The sequence below is a fragment of the Adhaeribacter swui genome, from assembly GCF_014217805.1.
GTDB lineage: Bacteria > Bacteroidota > Bacteroidia > Cytophagales > Hymenobacteraceae > Adhaeribacter > Adhaeribacter swui.
In genome coordinates this window covers 4,840,281-4,857,822 of the sequence record NZ_CP055156.1, presented here as the reverse complement: position 1 = coordinate 4,857,822, position 17,542 = coordinate 4,840,281, and the positions used below count along the sequence as shown (strand labels likewise).

Sequence of the window (17,542 nt, the reverse complement as noted above, 5' to 3'; positions counted from 1 at the left end):
TTAAAAATTTTAATTTTTAAAGATGTAATCAGCCTATCGGTTTTGGTTATCCTGGACTGCCTGCCAACCTTTGCCCGAGAATTTCTTATATTTGTAAATCCTGTAGGCAACGCTGCAGAAACAGTTAAAACTTATTTACCGGAATTTGAAGGAATTATGATGGTTATAAAAGAAGCTAAATTTATTAGTAGCAACACCGAGGTAGCCAAATGTCCGGAAACAAAATTGCCCGAATACGCTTTTATTGGCCGGTCTAACGTGGGTAAATCGTCGTTAATAAACATGCTTACCGAACGGACCAAGTTAGCCAAAACTTCTTCTTTGCCCGGCAAAACCCAGTTAATTAACCACTTTTTAATTAACGACTCCTGGTATCTGGTTGATTTACCGGGTTATGGTTGGGCCCGCGTAAGCCAGACTTCCCGCGAAAAGTGGTCGAAAATGGTGAAGGCTTATTTGGGAAAACGTGAAAATTTAGCCTGCGTTTTTTTACTCATCGATTCGCGGCTGGAGCCGCAAAAAACCGATTTGGAATTTATTCAGGTATTGGGCGAAATGGGTGTGCCGTTTGTTTTGGTTTTTACCAAAACCGATAAGCAATCGGTTCAGAAAACGCAAATGAATATTGCTACGTTTAAACGCACTTTGCTGCAAACTTGGGAAGAGCTGCCGCGCCTGTTTATTACTTCTTCAACCGAGAAAAAAGGCCGCGACGAAATCCTGGATTTTATCGCCGAAACCAACGAAGAACTGCTGAAAAATTAAAAAAATTGGCACTAATCTTGGCTTTCCCGACGTTCTGCAATCAACCTTTAGCGATTAAATTATTATGCGTTTAAAATTATCGATTTCTATTTTAAGTTTTGCTTTCTTTGCAGCCGCTAACGCGGTTAATGCCCAAACCACCCCCGCAACAGAAGCCCCTCAAACTACCGAGGCGCCTAAAAATAAAGTTGGGGTAGATAAAGCTTTGCCTTTTGCGCAATTTTACGAAGGTGGTCAAACGGCGATGTACGACTTTATTGCCAAAGAAATGCAGTATCCGGCATTAGCCAAACGTAACCGTATTATGGGCCAGGTAATTATTGGCTTTACCATGAACGACGACGGCACAGTGGCTAATGCTAAAATTTTAAAAAATATTGGCGGCGGCTGCGGCGACGAGGCCTTGCGCGTAGTAAAATTACTAAAATTTAATGCTCCCGGTTTTGCTTCTAATTACAGCATTCCGATTAATTTTAAACTTTAATTAAAACTAGATTTATGCCTGTTAATTTAAAAGACATTGCTTCCATCGCTGGCATGAGCGGCTTATACCGGATTGTTAGTCCAACCCGTAGCGGTGTCATCGTGGAAACCCTGGACGATAAAGCCAGCCGCATGGTAGCGCAGTCAAAGCATCGGATTTCTTTGCTGCACGAAATATCTATTTATACCGAAGATGCCGAAGTTACGGTTCCATTAGCAGAGGTATTTGAGCGGATTCGCCAGCAACACGGCCAGGACATTCCGGTTAACAGCAAATCCAACAACGATGCCTTGTACGCTTTTATCGAAGAAATAATTCCGGATTACGACCGGTCGCGAGTATACGTGTCGGATATTAAAAAACTGGTAAGCTGGTACAGCATTGTAAGCAAGTACGTACCTTTTACAGAAACCGAAGCTGCCCCGGAGGCGGCCGAAGCAGAACCAGCCGAATCGGCGGAAGTAGATTCAGAAAAGTAAAAATCTTAAAATGAAGTCCTCCGGTTGGAGGATTTTTTTTTACATAAAGTTTTTTTTAAAATTTAACCTAAAAGGTAAGCACGCTAATCCTGGGTTTAGTATATAAGGTATCGGAACATAAAGCATGAAAGTTTTTAAATTTGGGGGAGCCTCCGTGAAGGATGCCGCTTCCGTTCGGAACGTGGGTTCTATTATGCAGGCGCAGCTGGTAAACGGCCACTATATTCTGGTGGTGGTTTCGGCTATGGGTAAAACCACCAACGCTTTAGAAAAAGTAATCGAAAAAGCTTATCAGCAACAAGACTTCCGGCCCGAATTAAACAACCTGAAAGCCTATCATGTAAACATTGCCAAGGATTTATTTTCTACAGAGCATCCCGTACATGCGTCTTTGCAGGAATTATTCCGGCAATTAGAAGAATACCTGGCGATTATTGACCCAACTACCTTATTTGATTTTCAGTACGACCAGGTAGTTAGCTACGGCGAGCTGCTGGCTTCTATAATTTTGCAACATTATTTACAGGATTTAGCCTTACCCACCACTTGGTTAGATTGCCGTTCGATTATCCGGACCGACAACCTTTGGCGGGAAGGCCGGGTAGATTGGGGCGCTACTCAAACTAAAATCCAAGAGGTAGTAAAGCCCTTATTGCAAAATGCGCACGTTATTACCCAAGGCTTTTTAGGAGGCACCGCCGAAGGATTAACCACCACGCTGGGCCGGGAAGGTTCGGATTACTCGGCGGCTATTTTTGCGCACAGCCTCGCGGCCGAGTCTGTTACCATCTGGAAAGACGTAGCCGGTTTATTAAATGCCGATCCGAAATTGTTCCCGAACACGGTTTTGTACGAAGAAATATCTTACCAGGAAACAGTAGAAATGGCCTATTACGGTGCCAGCGTTATTCATCCAAAAACCATTAAACCTTTAGCCACCAGCCATATCCCTTTACTTGTAAAATCTTTTTTAAATCCGGAGGCGCCCGGTACCATTATTCACGATTGCCGCCACGAAAAAATAGCGCCGGCTTATATCTTAAAGCAAAATCAATGTCTGATTTCTTTTCAGGAGAAAGATTATGCTTTTATTAATGAAAATAATTTAAGCCACATTTTTGCGGCCTTAGCCAATTTCCGGTTTAAGATAAACCTGATGCAAAACTCAGCCATTTCTTTTTCGATTTGCACCGACTACGACGAAACCCGCTTGCAGCTATTTAGGCAATCGTTGCAGGAACAATTTCATATTCATTACAATACCGGCTTAACTTTATTTACCATTAAAAACTACGACGAAGCCAGTGTAAACTTTTTAACCCAAAACAAAACCATGCTGCTGGAACAACGGTCGCGCACTACTTTTCAGTTTGTAAGCAAAGCCGAGCCGGTACTTACCAGTAGTTAATGAGGCGTTTGGTACAGTCTTTATTTTTAAAATTTTAAAATTTCAGGTAATTACTTTTTTATATTTTTTTGGCAGATAGATACCGTTAAAGTAAGTTAAACTTTGCTGTTACCCTTTTATCGATATTAACGTTATTTTTGCCGGCAAATAAAACGGTATGTTTTGCCGGGATATTTGCTTCAATTTTTTAATTAATTACCGGATGGCCGCATTTCTTTACAAGCTGGGAGTTCAATTTTATGGTTTGTTACTGCGGTCCAGTGCGCCTTTTCACGATAAAGCGAAACAATGGGTAGATGGCCGTAAAAACATTTTTCAGACTATTTCTCTAAAAATGGCGGGCAATGCGGCGCCGGTAATTTGGTTTCATTGTGCTTCGCTGGGCGAGTTTGAGCAAGGCCGACCGGTAATGGAGCAAATCAAACAAGAATATCCGCACGTAAAAATTGCTTTAACTTTTTTCTCGCCTTCGGGCTACGAAGTGCGTAAAAATTACGCGGGCGCCGATTACATCTTTTATTTACCGCTGGATACTGCTGCCCATGCCCGGCAATTTGTAGCGCTCGTAAAACCGGTTTTGGCAGTTTTTGTGAAGTACGAATTTTGGTATTATTATTTACGGGAGCTGCATACCCGGCAAATTCCGGTAATTTCTATTTCGGCTATTTTCCGGGAAAACCAGGTGTTTTTTAAACCGTACGGCAGTTTTTACCGGAATATTTTAAAATTTTTTACGCATCTGTTTACCCAGGATCAGGCTTCGGCACAATTACTAGCACAACAAGGCATAAGCCAGGTTACGGTAGCCGGCGACACGCGCTTCGACCGGGTTTTACAAACCGCTGCCGCGGCTAAAAACATTCCGATAATCGAAAATTTTAAAAATAAGGAGCCCATGATGGTAATTGGCAGCAGTTGGCCCGCCGATATGCGGGTACTAATGCCTTTTATTCAGGAAAATTTAACTACCCTTAAGTTTGTTATTGCGCCACACGAAATTCATCCGGCTCAAATTGCCGAAATGCTGAGCCAATTTCCCGAAATTGCCACTACCTACTCTACTGCAACACCAACGCACGTTGCCGATTACCGGATTATGATTATCGATAATATTGGTTTATTATCTTCTTTGTACCGCTACGGGTCTTATGCTTATATTGGCGGCGCTTTCGGGAAAGGATTGCATAATACCTTAGAAGCGGCCGTATTTGGTTTGCCTTTATTTTTTGGGCCGGCCTATACCAAGTTTAAGGAAGCTGTAGATTTAGTAGCCTTACATGGCGCGTTTCCGGTGCAAAATACCGCCGAGCTACAAGCCCGGTTTAACCAAATTCAGGCCGATGAACAAAAGCAAAAACAGCTAAGCGAAAAAAATAAAAATTACGTAACGCAACAAGCCGGCGCTACTGCTACAATAGTGGCGGCTTGTAAACAATGGTTACCCCAAACAGCATGAAAGGATTAGTAATGAAATCGACGGGTTCGTGGTACCAGGTGCGCACCGAAGATGGTACCCTGTACCGCTGCCGCTTACGGGGTAAGATAAAATTAAAAGATTTAAAAGTAAGCAACCCGGTAGCGGTGGGCGATAAAGTAGAATTTGATTTGGAAGACGCCGGTGAAAATACAGGTACCATTCACCATATTGCGGAACGCGAAAACTACATTATCCGGAAATCTACCCACAAAACGGCTCACTCGCACATTATTGCCGCCAACATCGACCGCGCTTTTTTGGTGGTAACGTTGGTGTCGCCGCGTACTTCTTTTGGGTTTATCGACCGTTTTTTAATAACCGCCGAAGCTTACGATATTCCGGTTACCATTATTTACAATAAATCTGATTTATACGATGCCGAAACAGCGCAGTACCAGCAACAGGTATTGCGCATGTACGAACAAATTAATTATCCCGGCGTTATTTGCTCTACGGTTTCAGGGCAGGGAATTCCGGAAATTAAAGATTTGCTGGCGGGGCAAAAAATATTGTTCTCGGGCCATTCCGGCGTTGGTAAATCTACTTTAATCAACCACCTGGCTCCGGGCTTAGAGCTGAAAACTACCGAAATTTCTGATTATTCAGATAAGGGCAAACATACCACTACCTACGCCGAAATGTTTGAGATATCACCAGAAACGTTTATTATTGATACGCCCGGTATTAAAGAATTAGGTTTGGTAGACATTGAAAAAGAAGAACTCGGTTACTTTTTTCCGGAAATCCGGGAACGGCTTAATCAATGTAAATACTACAATTGCTTGCACATTAACGAGCCGGGGTGCGCGGTTTTGCAGGACTTAAAAGCCGGCAAAATTTCGCTTACCCGCTACGAAAGCTACCGCGGTATTATTGCCGAAACCGATAACCGGCGCTAGGATCTAATAAGCAAACTTTCTTAAGCAAGAGCAGTATGGGGTTAGGGCTAAATGCAATTTTTTAAAAAATTAATTTTAGCTACGGGTAAGATAAGAGTAAGATAAATAAGCGCATTATTTTCGACCTCGATAATTATGCATAATTTTGCATTTCTAAACTAAAAGTAAATACCATGAAAACGGCGGAAATAAAAACTGCAAAAGGGGTGATGAAAGTGGAATTCTACGAAAAGGATGCACCCAAAACAGTTAAGAACTTTATTGACTTAGCGCAAAAAGGCTTTTATGATGGTTTAACCTTTCACCGCGTTATTCCGGATTTTGTAATTCAGGGTGGTTGCCCTAATTCCCGCGAAGGGGCAAAAGGCATGCCCGGTACTGGCGGACCTGGCTACAAAATTGATTGCGAATTAACCGGCGATAATCAATACCACGATCGCGGCGTTTTATCAATGGCGCACGCCGGCCGCAATACCGGAGGTTCTCAATTTTTTATCTGCCACAGCCGCAACAACACGGCTCACTTAGACCGAAACCATACTTGCTTTGGTAAAGTGGTAGAAGGCCTGGAAGTAATTGACCAAATCAAAGCCGGTGACCGCATCGAGAAAATTGAAATTCAGGAAACTGCCTAATTAAACCCTTAACAAAAAAAATGCCCGTTGTAAAAACGGGCATTTTTGTTTAATCCAAGTTTAAAAATAGTAGGTAATTTTAAAAATTTACCTTAGTTGCTATGCAATAAATAGCCTTAACCAGGTGCAAAAGATGACGCTAAACTGTCTAAGCGGTCAGCGAGTTTTTAGCGTCTTGACTTTTTTGGTTCTTTTTGTGTCAAGACAAAAAGAACAGAACCTCAGCTATGAAACAACTCCAAGTAGAAATAAAAGCTAGAACAGTGGCTATGCGAACGAGAACTTTTGACCATCTTGATCATTAAGTCACGGAAGTAACTTCCGCGCCATAGTAGGCGTCATAGAGACAAAATCTGGTACAGGTGGTGAGGACAACGCAACTAGCGACAGTATTCATCAGTAATTAAATGAGCAACAGCCTTCCAAATTAAAATTTTTAAAAATTACTTTATAGCTCTTCTATTAAGCACCTTCGGTTAAACGACTTAATAAAAAGGCTGTTAAAAAACCAATAACAGTAATCAAACCAGTAAAATCATGCGCTTCTTCAAAAGCTTCCGGTATCATGGTATCGGCGAGCATGGCCAGAATAGCGCCGGCGGCTAAAGCCGTAATAGAAGCAATAACCTCATCGGAAAACTGGCCGAAAACAGAATAACCCGCAATAGAAGCTAACCCGGAAGCCAGCGCTATAAAGCCCCAAACGCCAATTACATAATTTACGGAACGCCCCGCTTTTTTCATGCCCGCCGAACTGGACAATCCTTCGGGTAAGTTCGAAAGAAAAATGGCGATAACGGCTACTAAACTTACCGTACCTCCTTTAATCATGCTAATGCCAATAACAATGGATTCGGGGATACCGTCGATTAAAGCGCCAATAGCTAAAGCGGTGCCACTACCCGAATTTTCCTGCTCGTTGGCTTGCTGGTTTCCTGAGCGTTTCCGGTGTTTAGCGCCCCGTTGGTTGAGTAACCAATTGGCGAAAGTGTAGATGGCAGCTCCCCCTAAAAAGCCCAGGCCCGTTGCAGTAAACCCGCCTTGCTCAAAGGCTTCGTCCATTAAGTCAAACGATAAAGCCGAAATTAATACCCCACTGCCAAAAGCCATAATGCCTGCTACCAACCGCTGCCGGATAGGAGCAAAATAACCAATGGCCGCGCCCAACAATAACGCCGAACCAGCCAACAAACCCCATAATCCAGCTTTAAGCCAGGGCGCTATCTCCATCATTTTTTTGTACCTAAGTTGTTGGTGTAGCGTACGCTATTGCACTTGTTTAGTTTTTTAATTCAGCTATCTCCATACAAAACAAAAAAGCCGCTTTTAGTAAGCGGCTTTTGATTTTCAAGAAAATTTTAAAAATCATTTATAGTTATCTTCATCGTCATCGTCGGAGCCAAAGCTGGGCATGGTAAACATACTGCTAAGCAAATCTTTAAACTGGGTGCCGGCAGTTAATTTGTTGCGACTAATTAAACTGTGCTCGGCTAAACCGTGGAGGCAAAATTCCATCAGGAATAGCTTTTCTGCTTCGTCTTTTTCCGGATGAAATTTCTGAATTAAGTTTGCCAGACCGGGCACGCTGTTGAGCGCTTTTTTGTACTCGGCAGTAGTCATGTTGCTTAATACGTCCAAGGTATGGCCTTCGCCAAACCAATCGGTAACAGGTTTGTACGGGTTTTTATCTTTTTGCTTTTTCTGCTTATCCGGGTCGGGGAAATAATTTAAAAATTGACTACGGATGGCTTTGCCCATTAAGTTCTGCGCCACAATAGCAGCTCCCTCCTGCTCGCCTTCGTATACCAACTCTACTTTACCGGTAATAGCGGGCACCGCCGCCAGAAAATCAGATACGCGCACGTAGGTTTTGCTTTCGTTGTTAATTAACACCCGCCGTTCGGCCGCACTCACTACGTTTTCGTAAGCCGCAATGGTTAAACGCGCCGATACCCCGCTTTTCGCATCTACGTATTCACTGTCCCGGGCTTCAATGGCTACCTGTTCAATTAAATCGTTTACCAACTGGTTTACTTTTACCAATTGCTTTTGCTCCGGTTTAATTTTGGCTTCCTGCAAGGTAATTTGCTTGCCAATTTCTAAAGTTTTAGGATAATGGGTGATAATTTGCGAATCAATCCGGTCTTTTAACGGCGTTACAATCGAACCGCGGTTGGTATAATCCTCGGGGTTAGCCGTAAACACAAACTGAATATCCAGGGGTAACCGTACTTTAAAACCCCGGATTTGAATATCACCTTCCTGTAAAATATTAAACAAAGAAACCTGAATGCGGGCCTGCAAATCGGGCAATTCGTTAATAACAAAAATACCCCGGTGCGAACGCGGAATTAAACCAAAGTGAATAACCCGTTCGTCGGAATAAGGCAATTTTAAAGTGGCGGCTTTTATAGGGTCGGCATCGCCGATTAAATCGGCTACCGATACGTCCGGAGTAGCTAATTTTTCGGTATAACGCTCCGAGCGGTGTAACCAGGTTACGGGAGTATCCAGCCCATGAGAGGCAATTGAATCCTTGGCGTAAACCGATAATGGCTGCAATGGATCATCGTTCAACTCAGAGCCTTTTACCACCGGAATGTATTCGTCCAGCAACTCTACCAGTAAACGGGCAATGCGGGTTTTAGCCTGACCTCTTAAACCTAATAAGTTAATGTGGTGCATAGCCAAAATAGCTTGCTGTAATTCAGGAATAACGGTTTCTTCGTAGCCATAAATGCCCGGAAACACATTTTCGTTGCGCCGCAGTTTCTGAATCAGATTGTCCCGCAGTTCTTGTTTTACAGAACGCGGTTCGTAGCCAGCTGCTTTTAACTGACCTAACGTGGATATTTTTAGTAAATCCGTTGACGAAATAGTATGATAGTTCATTTTATGTAATTTCAAGTTACAAGTTGCTGGTGGCAAGTTGTTTTTAAAGATGGAATGTTTGGATTGTTAAATTTTTTAAAAATTAGATTTCTCTGAAAAGGATTAACGGTTTATTTCTTCAAAAAGCAGAGTATTCAGTGGTTAATAATTTTTCCAGTGATACAAAAAAGTAAAACGATCAAGGACTGAAAATAAAAAGCCTTGGGTTTGAAATTTTTAAATTTTATAAATTTTTGCGCCGGTTTTGTTTATAGTCTTCAAAAATTAAGTGACCCAAACCTTGCAGACTGCTGAAATACGCTTTGCCTTGATTTACAGCGGTAAATTCTTCCACGAATTGTTTTAAGTACGGGTCCGAAGCAATCATAAAGGTAGTAACGGGTATTTTAAGCCGCCGGCATTGCGCCGCCAGGTTTAAAGTTTTGTTCACCACTTTCCGGTCTAGGCCAAAAGAATTTTTATAGTACTTGGTTCCTTCTTTTAAGCAAGTGGGCTTACCGTCGGTAATCATAAATATTTGCTTGTTCGGCGTTTTGCGTTTTCGCAGAATATCCATGGCTAATTCCAGGCCGGCTACGGTGTTGGTGTGGTAAGGCCCCACGTTTAAGTACGGCAAGTCTTTCACGTTTATCTGCCAGGCATCGTTCCCAAAAACAATAATATCCAGGGTATCTTTCGGGTACTTTTGCGTTACCAGCTCGGCTAAGGCCATGGCAACTTTTTTGGCGGGAGTAATCCGGTCTTCGCCGTACAAAATCATGGAGTGCGAAATATCGATCATTAAAACCGTGGAGCTTTGGGTTTTATGTTCGTTTTCGGTTACTTCTAAATCTTTCTCGGTTAAATAAAACTCCCCTAAACCGTGGTTTACCTGGGCATTCCGGATAGAATCGGTCATGGCAATTTGTTCTACGGAGTCGCCAAAGCGAAATTCCCGGCGATCAGTGGATGATTCGTCGCCGATGCCGGTATGCGGCGTATTGTGATTACCTTTGCTGGATTTTTTTAATTTTCCGAAGATTTCTTCCAGCGCACTTTTCCGGATATTTTGCTCGGTTTTGGGCGTAATCTTAATTTCCCCACTTCCCGCATCTTCGCTTAAATAACCTTTATCTTTTAAGTCCTGTATAAAATCGCCAATACCATAATCATCGGAAGTTATTTTATATTGCTTATCCAAAGAACTTAGCCACGAGAGCGCTTCGCCCGCATCGCCGGAAGTAATGGTTAAAAGCTGCAGAAAAATCTTTAACAGCGAATCAAAATTAGGATTTTGGGATTGGGGTGGTATATAATCTGTAAATCGAAAGCCAACTGCCATAAACGGTATACTTTAATGTTATGTAATAACAACAAACTCGAGCGGCTTGTTCTTAAATTAAAGTTACGATTTAAAAATTTAATTTATGAAGAAAGAAAAACGCTCCGTTTAAGTAAAACGGAGCGTTTTTAAAACTATTGGCTAAGTATTACAACTAAATTATTTAATCCAGATTATTTAATCCAGCGGAATTTATATTCGAGTTGCGGCACTTTCATGCGATCGGCTACCCGCTTTAAACGATCCGGTAGGGCCATTACGTAATCCCGGGCTTTTTCGCCGGCTTCATTCAGGCCGGTAATACTGGCAATTTTCCAATCTGCGAGTAAAGATTCCAGAATATCGGTATAATCGCGGGCGGTATAAACGCCAATGCGCTGAGCAGCATCGGTAAAGTGGCCAAAGGTTTTGCCCATTTCCACGCCAAGTTCCCGCATGTAATGGGCTGGCATTACAATCTTTTTCCGCATCATATCTTCAAAAGCCAGCATCATGTTGTTAGGGTCTACTTCAAAAATCTGGCTTACAAACGATTTATAAGCTTTGGCGTGGCGCGCCTCATCCGATGCAATGTGTCCGCAAATTTTGGCCAGCAAGGTATCTCCTTCTTTTTTAGCTAATTGCGCTACCCGGCGGTGCGAAATATTAGTAGCAGTTTCCTGGTAGCTGGTATACACAAACGCCCGGTACGGATCGTGGCCGGTTTGTAAATCAAACCCGTCGGCAATTAAGTACTGGGTAGAAGCTTCCATTTCGCGCATGTTTATGCGGCCACTTAAATATAAGTAACGATTTAGTAAATCACCGTGGCGGTTTTCTTCGGCGGTCCAGCTCCGGTTCCATTTGGTCCAGGGGCTATCTTCGGCGGTGTTAATGTCGCTAATCGCAAAAAGCCAGCTTTCGTAGGTAGGTAAAGCTTCTTCGGTAATGGTATCGCCAATAAGAACGGCTAACAAGTCATAGGACAATTCTTTGGCTCTTTCCTGCAGATTTTTAACTTCTTCGAAAAAAGATTCCATACTGGCATCGGGCAAAAAATCAGCCGGCTGCCAAGAGTCTTCCACCTTTTTTAACAGGGTTTCAATGCTTTCCGCAACGAAAGATTCCAGGTATTTTAAAACTTCAACTTTAGAAGCAAGAGATGCAATCATTTTGGTAACTTTATTATTTTAACTACAAATATCTGAAATAAAATTTAATACCACATTTTTCTTTAGGTAACCTCTTGTAATTACCTCGTTTTTAGACAAATCTAATAACTAATAAAAATAGCTTGTATTTATATATTGTACGCAGAACGGTTAAAATGTTTTTGCCATTATTTATAATTATCCAGAAATAACAGATCTATATTAAAATAATACCATTTAATTATTTGAAACGGACTTGGTAATAGCCTAATTTTTCTGGTGCGTTTGGCGCCGAAATATGTGCGATAAATTTATATTCTAAGGTTATATGATAAAAAGCCCCGAAGTATTTTTTTAAAAAAATTAAATATTCGGGGTTACTTACCCATACCACATTTGGTAGCTGACTTAATTGGATTATAGCTTGCCCTAAGCTGGTTGCAGACGTGAGCTTTTGCCAGTTGCGTTGATACTGCGGATCCAGGGTTTGCCAGCTCGTAAGCGCAATTAACCGTTGGTTATGCAGGTCATAATTTTTAAACGGCGACATTGCCCGTAGTTCATTCTCTAACCCGGCCGCTAACACCACATAACCCGGATAATTATTTTGGATTTTGGTCCAAACGGCTTCGGATTGTTTTTGCCGTTGTTGCTGCGAGGCTACGCGGTGGTTTATTTTATAAACTTGCACTAACAGTAACCCTAAAGCCAGCGTTTGAACATAAACTGGCCAGCGGCGCCAAGGAGTAATTTTAAGATTTTCTGGTAGCCAGGCCAAATGGCTTAAGAGATACAAACTCATAGCCGGCGTTAAGATTCGGGGTGGAATTTTTAAAAATAAACCCGTGACCAGGATAATACTCCAGAAGTAAAGGTGATACCAACAAAAAAAGAATACCTGGCGCTTACTCTGATGGACAACAAACCAAATAAAAAAAACAAAAACCAGAAAAAGCGTCAGAAAATGATCCAGAACAAGGTATTTGCCCAACTGGATTAATTTAGCTTGAGCCACGTTTTGCCAAAAATATTGCCAATCCGGTACTTGCTCGTCCAGATACTGTAAAGTAAATGTGTCGGCTAAAAACCACTGCGCTATGGCTTCTTGCTGCAAGGTAGCTGGTAACGTTTCGGCGGGTGGGCAATACCAGCTATAATCCAGAATCTGCGATTTTAAAACGTCGTAGCGACGGTATTGTAACTGCTCGGGTAGAGTAGTTATGGTTAAGGCAGCAAAAAACAAAATACCCGTTAGTACCAACAGGAGCAACTTAACCTTAGTTGTTTTAAGCTGCAAAGATATTAAGAGATTGGGCAGCACCAGGGCTAAACCAAATAAAGCCAAACTGGGTCGTACACACAAAGCAATTAAAAACAAGAAGGCCGGGAAAAGAAAGTACATTTTCTTTTTTGCGGCATTTACCCGGAAAATCCGGTTGGCCCATAAACCAGCCATGCCCGCTAATAAAATAGGAAGGCGGGAATAGTTAAACCAAAAAATATGCTCGTACCAGGTAGCTAAATAAAATAAGAGAAGCAGCCCCCCTGTTATGACCATACTTAATTTATTATGAAGCTGTTTATAGATGAGCCAAAATGCCAGAACCGTAGCTAGAAACAAGATACTGTACATCACCAATCCGTACCAGGGTGCCTGCGGCAAGTTTTGATAAAGCAAAGTAATTAAAGAACCAAAGCCGTGCAGATACAAGGTAAGGTTCAGGATGGGGGTTTTGTTAAATACACCTTTAAGCAAAAAGGTAAGAATAACATCGTCGTTGGTTTCGTAGTAACAACCAAGCGCCAGAAAAGTAAAAGCAAAAATTGCCAGGCTGAAAAGTAGAATAAATAAAAAACCAGATTGATCCTGATGATTCAAAGTGCCCCTGCTTATAAAAGTAAAATTTTTAAAAATTTAGCTGATACGTATCCTGTACTACGCCCCTGGCTCCGTAACTGCTTTTATTTTGTACTAAGCTTGTATTTAAATGATATGGTTCTCTTTCATCGTGCGAAGAGCCAAAGCTAAGGTATTTTACTTGGTTCTGGTATTTGGTAATAACGGCATGTACCAGTAAATCTAAAGCGTGTTTTTGTTTACCCACTGCCGACGAAGCAATGTATTGTAAATTTACTACCTGCCGGTGCTTAAAGAGCAACACCCCTCCTACCAATTCCTGCTCTGCGTAGGCCGCCATTAAACCTATGTTTTCCGGAAAAGCCTGCATTAAATATTTGATTTCGGCAACCGAGTGCGTAGGTGATTTAAGTTTAGACCGTTTGTGAACTTGCTGCACTAAGTGCATGAATGCTTCAATATCTTCTGAAAAACAAATAGTTAAATTTAATTCTTTAGCTCGCTTTAAACACCGTTGACGCAATTTAGAATAAGCAATTGGTTCCTTTAAATTTAACACCGAAATTAAATTCCGGTGCTGGAGTACTGCCTGGTGCTGGTACAAAGCAAATAAATCGTCCTGAGTAGGTTGGCCCAGATATACGGAGGGTGGCGCTTTATAAATTAAAGTAGTAAAGCCGTGTTGCACCGCATAAATTTTTAGATTTTCAAAAAGCTGCAACATCAAAAGCACATCTACCTTGGCCGAAATGATAAATCCGCCAAAACTCAGCCCTTGGTGCGACGAAATTACCGTGTTATCCTCGTGTAAAGGCAGCAAGGCAATTAACGAATTTTTATGATAAAATAGCAGGGAATGATCTGTGAAACGGGAGCCATGATATTCGATAAAAGTACGATTGAAGAAGAAAGTGCCGTTTACCGCTTGGCTATTAAACGCATTCCATATTTCTTTTAATCCCCGATGGTACCTTTGTACTTGAATCATTAGCTAACGTATTCTGCTAATTATTAAAAAATCGTTTCGTAAAATTAAACGGTTTATAGCGTAAGCCGAGCTACATTTGGTATAAATTAAAACTAGCAGCGAAGAATTATTTTAAACTTTTTATTCCGTATAGTTATACCAATAGCTTAAGCGAAAGCATTAATTTTTAAAAAATGAAATACCGGATTGATAATCAGGATGTACAAATGGAAGTAAACGGCGCGCGTTCCTTTGGAGAAGATGCCGTACTTTTTTTAGAAGATGATAATTTAATTGCGCATACTACCTGGAAAAAACAAGGATTTAGTTTAATTCCGCTATTAAAGCCAGTGGAGTTCGCCGCTTTGAATGCTGGTTTGCAAAGCTATTTAACGCATATAATTGGTAAATACGCCAGCAACTTGCCGCCTGATTTCACCATCGAAAAATACCACACGCTCATTGCCGGAAACCAAGCCTTGCACCTGGCCATAACCAACGAAGCAAAGCAAGTCGATTACCAGAACTTTCCCGTTCCCATTCAAACATTAATCGAACGGATTGAGCAGGAAGTTAAAATTCCATTAACAGTTTTAAACCCAAACACCCAGGAATATCATTTTAGTTACCGCATTGTGCGCCCCGGATTGTCGGATTTTAACCCTTTGCACCGCGATGCCTGGCACCCCGAACTGAAACATTGTTTAAATTTATATTTGCCGGTAGTAGGCAGTAACGAGCTATCGTCTTTAGGTTTAATTCCAGGAAGTCATTTCTGGCCCGAAAAAACGGTAGAACGCACGCTGGTCGGCGCGGTGATGAATGGCAGCCAATACACGGTGCCGGGCCTTACCGCCACCAGCAACGCGTTACAGCTTATGCGGCCTAACCCCATAAACCACCAGGCCTTGCTTTTTACACCGTATTTAATTCATGGGGGCGCAGCTAATTTAAACCCAGATACAACGCGGGTGTCCGTCGAAATTCGTTTTTGGCGACGGGCAGATTAGGCTGGAATTAAGGCTGGCGGTGCACTAACCAATAGTAAAACCGATGGATAAAGCTTAAGTTGACCCGGTAATTAATTAAAATTTTAAAAAATTTATTTTTTAGCGAAAATGGTTTTACTTGTTTTAAAAGCGCCAGTAAAGCTTCGGCTTCGGGATAATTCTGAGTAAAAAAAGCTTGCTGAGTTTCCCATTCTACGCGTTGAATTAAGGCTTGTTTATCTTGTTCGGTGCGGTTTAGCTTTAAAGCTTTGTAGCAAACCTGGATGGTAGATAATAATTGCTTATCTCCTACTTTATACCAACCAGCCGAAAGGGATTGCGAATGTTTTCGGCGTTTAGTAAGTATTTTATCCTGGAAGTAAAATTTGTACTCGCGGGCCGCCCGTACTAAAAAATCATAATCTTCGTAAGCCAGGCTGGAGTCGTAACCATTTAATCTATCCAGAACTACTTTCCGGAACATTAACGTTGGCGTACAAATAAAATAACGCGCCAATACATCAGCGTAAATCTCTCCGCTTACGGCTTTGGGCTTTAACGCACCAGCTTGGTTGCGACGGTAAAAATTACGGATATGCTGCGAGTCTTCATCGATCAATTCGGCATCGCTGTAAATAACCCCGTACTCCGGACTTAATTTTTCAAAACAAGTTACCTGTTCCGTTATTCTTTCGGGCAGCATAACATCGTCGGTGGCAAAATCAATGATATATGTTCCGGTAGCTTGTTTTAGGGCCAGGTTAAAAGCTGTGCAGTTGCCTACATTCTGCGTATTCCGGACAAACTTTATCTGGGGGTAGCGCTGGCAGTAATTTAAAATAATAGCTACACTTTGGTCGGTACTGGCATCATCCGCCACAATAATCTCGAGGTTGGGGTAGGTTTGCGCCAAAACCGAATCCAGTGCTTCCACCAAAAACTGTTCGTGGTTATAACATAAACAAATAACAGTTACTGAAGGATAGGTCATGCGGTAAACAGTTTTCGGAAATAAAACAGGTTTAACGCTAAAAACAGCCCGTAATGCCCGCAATGCGCCATGGTAGTACCCACTAAGCCATGTTTATCCGTGAAAAAGTAAAAACTACCCAGGTAAAATAAAGCGCTCACGGCCTCGAACACGAATATAATTTTAAAGTTAGCCTGCGCCACCAAAATGTTAGCGAGCAACCACGAAAGCAGTTTGCAAAAATCGCCGGCTAGTTGATAAGGTAAAAACTCTTGGGCCGCTTTAAAACGGCTGCTCAAAAGCCAGGTAAACAAATAATCTTGAGTAAGATAAATGAAAGTCAAACCCAGGATAATAACCGGAACCAGCAGTTTAAAAGCTTGTTGCACAAAGTTTTTTAATTTTTGAGCATCCGGGAGCATAACGGCTACTTTCGGGTAAAAAGCATAAGCCAGAACCGCCGTGTACAGCGCCGTGTAACTATCCGAAACCCGTACTACCCCCTGCCATAAACCGGTTTGCTCTACGGAATAATGCCGGAACAGATAATCGCGGATGTAGTATTCCAAGCCTTTAGAAAACAGCAAAACACTCGTGGCCATTAAAATAAATTTACATAAATGCCCCCAGGCGGTGGTAGAAATGCGCGGCGTAAACAGCTTGATTTTAGGCAAACCTTGTAAACTAAACGGCAACGCCACAATTCCCAATACTCCCATAACCAACAAATAACCGTTTAAAAAATCACTGATCGGCAATTTTACAGTGGCCAGCGCTACATAACTAATTACTCCCACAGCTACCAGGGTATTTACTAAAACCAGCAGCCCGTTTTTATGCCGAGCCATAAGTACCGCATTAAAAAAGCTTTGCAGTACCAGCAACAACGCGCCCCCTAAAAAAAGAACGAACCAGCTAAGCTGCGGCGGAAAGTAAGTTAAAAGGTACGAACGAGCCGCAAAGAGCAATCCGGCTGTTACTAAAAACACAAGCAGCGTTAAATAAAAACCCGATCTAAAATAAGAGCGAAAAGTAAAGGAGTCTTTATTACTCCCCGCCAGGTATTTAATCACGCCGCGGCTGACGCCATCATTCGGAACTAGCGTGAAAAAGGTAAGTAAATTTTGAAAGTGAGCCAATTGCGCAATACCTGCCGGTCCGAAGTAAAGTGCCACCATTTTGTTTAAAAAGAAACTGCTTACCAGCCGGGCCCCCACCGAAAACACACCCAAAAGAGAATTTTTTAAAAATGAAAACATGGCTGGTTG

General features: G+C 42.0%; 16 protein-coding genes. 8 read left to right on the top strand and 8 right to left on the bottom strand.

Annotated features, from left to right (window positions below; all coding sequences use genetic code 11):
- The first annotated feature begins 159 nt into the window (after window positions 1-159).
- From yihA to HUW51_RS20075, 7 genes are all read left to right on the top strand, one after another.
- The gene (yihA, locus tag HUW51_RS20105) at window positions 160-765 is read left to right on the top strand and encodes a ribosome biogenesis GTP-binding protein YihA/YsxC (protein ID WP_185274605.1); all 606 of its coding nucleotides are present in this window, start codon (window positions 160-162) and stop codon (window positions 763-765) included.
- A gap of 64 nt (window positions 766-829) precedes the next feature.
- Window positions 830-1,249, top strand: a complete 420-nt coding sequence (locus tag HUW51_RS20100) for an energy transducer TonB (RefSeq protein WP_185271406.1) — start codon at window positions 830-832, stop codon at window positions 1,247-1,249.
- 14 nt (window positions 1,250-1,263) lie between these two features.
- Window positions 1,264-1,728: a DUF5606 family protein gene (locus HUW51_RS20095; protein ID WP_185271405.1), complete on the top strand. Its 465-nt coding sequence runs from the start codon at window positions 1,264-1,266 to the stop codon at window positions 1,726-1,728.
- A gap of 124 nt (window positions 1,729-1,852) precedes the next feature.
- A complete protein-coding gene (locus HUW51_RS20090; RefSeq protein ID WP_185271404.1) occupies window positions 1,853-3,136 on the top strand; it encodes an aspartate kinase in 1,284 nt (427 codons plus the stop codon).
- A gap of 202 nt (window positions 3,137-3,338) precedes the next feature.
- The gene (locus tag HUW51_RS20085) at window positions 3,339-4,592 is read left to right on the top strand and encodes a 3-deoxy-D-manno-octulosonic acid transferase (protein WP_185271403.1); all 1,254 of its coding nucleotides are present in this window, start codon (window positions 3,339-3,341) and stop codon (window positions 4,590-4,592) included.
- On the top strand, window positions 4,589-5,512 hold the full coding sequence (gene rsgA / locus HUW51_RS20080) for a ribosome small subunit-dependent GTPase A (protein WP_185271402.1): 924 nt from the start codon (window positions 4,589-4,591) through the stop codon (window positions 5,510-5,512). The genes HUW51_RS20085 and rsgA overlap by 4 nt, the downstream gene beginning before the upstream one ends.
- Before the next feature lie 173 nt (window positions 5,513-5,685).
- A complete protein-coding gene (locus tag HUW51_RS20075) occupies window positions 5,686-6,147 on the top strand; it encodes a peptidylprolyl isomerase (RefSeq protein WP_185271401.1) in 462 nt (153 codons plus the stop codon).
- A 462-nt stretch (window positions 6,148-6,609) separates the two neighbouring features.
- Here the strand turns inward: HUW51_RS20075 and HUW51_RS20070 are convergent, their stop codons facing one another.
- The 6 genes from HUW51_RS20070 to HUW51_RS20045 all read right to left on the bottom strand — a co-directional run bounded on the left by HUW51_RS20070 (window position 6,610) and on the right by HUW51_RS20045 (window position 14,336).
- Window positions 6,610-7,380 (bottom strand): ZIP family metal transporter, encoded by a 771-nt coding sequence (locus tag HUW51_RS20070; protein WP_228466777.1) that lies wholly within the window; start codon window positions 7,378-7,380, stop codon window positions 6,610-6,612.
- 132 nt (window positions 7,381-7,512) lie between these two features.
- On the bottom strand, window positions 7,513-9,039 hold the full coding sequence (locus HUW51_RS20065) for a sigma 54-interacting transcriptional regulator (protein WP_185274603.1): 1,527 nt from the start codon (window positions 9,037-9,039) through the stop codon (window positions 7,513-7,515).
- A gap of 223 nt (window positions 9,040-9,262) precedes the next feature.
- Complete coding sequence (locus HUW51_RS20060) at window positions 9,263-10,360, bottom strand: vWA domain-containing protein (protein WP_185271400.1); 1,098 nt, start codon at window positions 10,358-10,360, stop codon at window positions 9,263-9,265.
- A 173-nt stretch (window positions 10,361-10,533) separates the two neighbouring features.
- Complete coding sequence (locus HUW51_RS20055; protein ID WP_185271399.1) at window positions 10,534-11,511, bottom strand: acyl-ACP desaturase; 978 nt, start codon at window positions 11,509-11,511, stop codon at window positions 10,534-10,536.
- Between the two features lie 220 nt (window positions 11,512-11,731).
- The gene (locus HUW51_RS20050) at window positions 11,732-13,369 is read right to left on the bottom strand and encodes a hypothetical protein (protein ID WP_185271398.1); all 1,638 of its coding nucleotides are present in this window, start codon (window positions 13,367-13,369) and stop codon (window positions 11,732-11,734) included.
- Window positions 13,370-13,397: 28 nt separating this feature from the next.
- Window positions 13,398-14,336 carry a GNAT family N-acetyltransferase gene (locus HUW51_RS20045; RefSeq protein WP_185271397.1) on the bottom strand — a complete coding sequence of 313 codons (939 nt, stop codon included), beginning with the start codon at window positions 14,334-14,336 and terminating at the stop codon, window positions 13,398-13,400.
- A 173-nt stretch (window positions 14,337-14,509) separates the two neighbouring features.
- Here HUW51_RS20045 and HUW51_RS20040 point away from each other — a divergent pair, with 173 nt between their 5' ends.
- Window positions 14,510-15,325 carry a 2OG-Fe(II) oxygenase family protein gene (locus tag HUW51_RS20040; protein WP_185271396.1) on the top strand — a complete coding sequence of 272 codons (816 nt, stop codon included), beginning with the start codon at window positions 14,510-14,512 and terminating at the stop codon, window positions 15,323-15,325.
- Between the two features lie 7 nt (window positions 15,326-15,332).
- Here the strand turns inward: HUW51_RS20040 and HUW51_RS20035 are convergent, their stop codons facing one another.
- Together HUW51_RS20035 and HUW51_RS20030 are read right to left on the bottom strand one after the other, a co-directional pair.
- Complete coding sequence (locus tag HUW51_RS20035; protein ID WP_185271395.1) at window positions 15,333-16,295, bottom strand: glycosyltransferase family 2 protein; 963 nt, start codon at window positions 16,293-16,295, stop codon at window positions 15,333-15,335.
- Entirely contained in the window at window positions 16,292-17,533 is a 1,242-nt protein-coding gene (locus tag HUW51_RS20030) for an MATE family efflux transporter (protein WP_185271394.1), read from the bottom strand. Before HUW51_RS20030 ends, HUW51_RS20035 begins: the two co-directional genes overlap by 4 nt.
- Window positions 17,534-17,542: the final 9 nt, after the last annotated feature.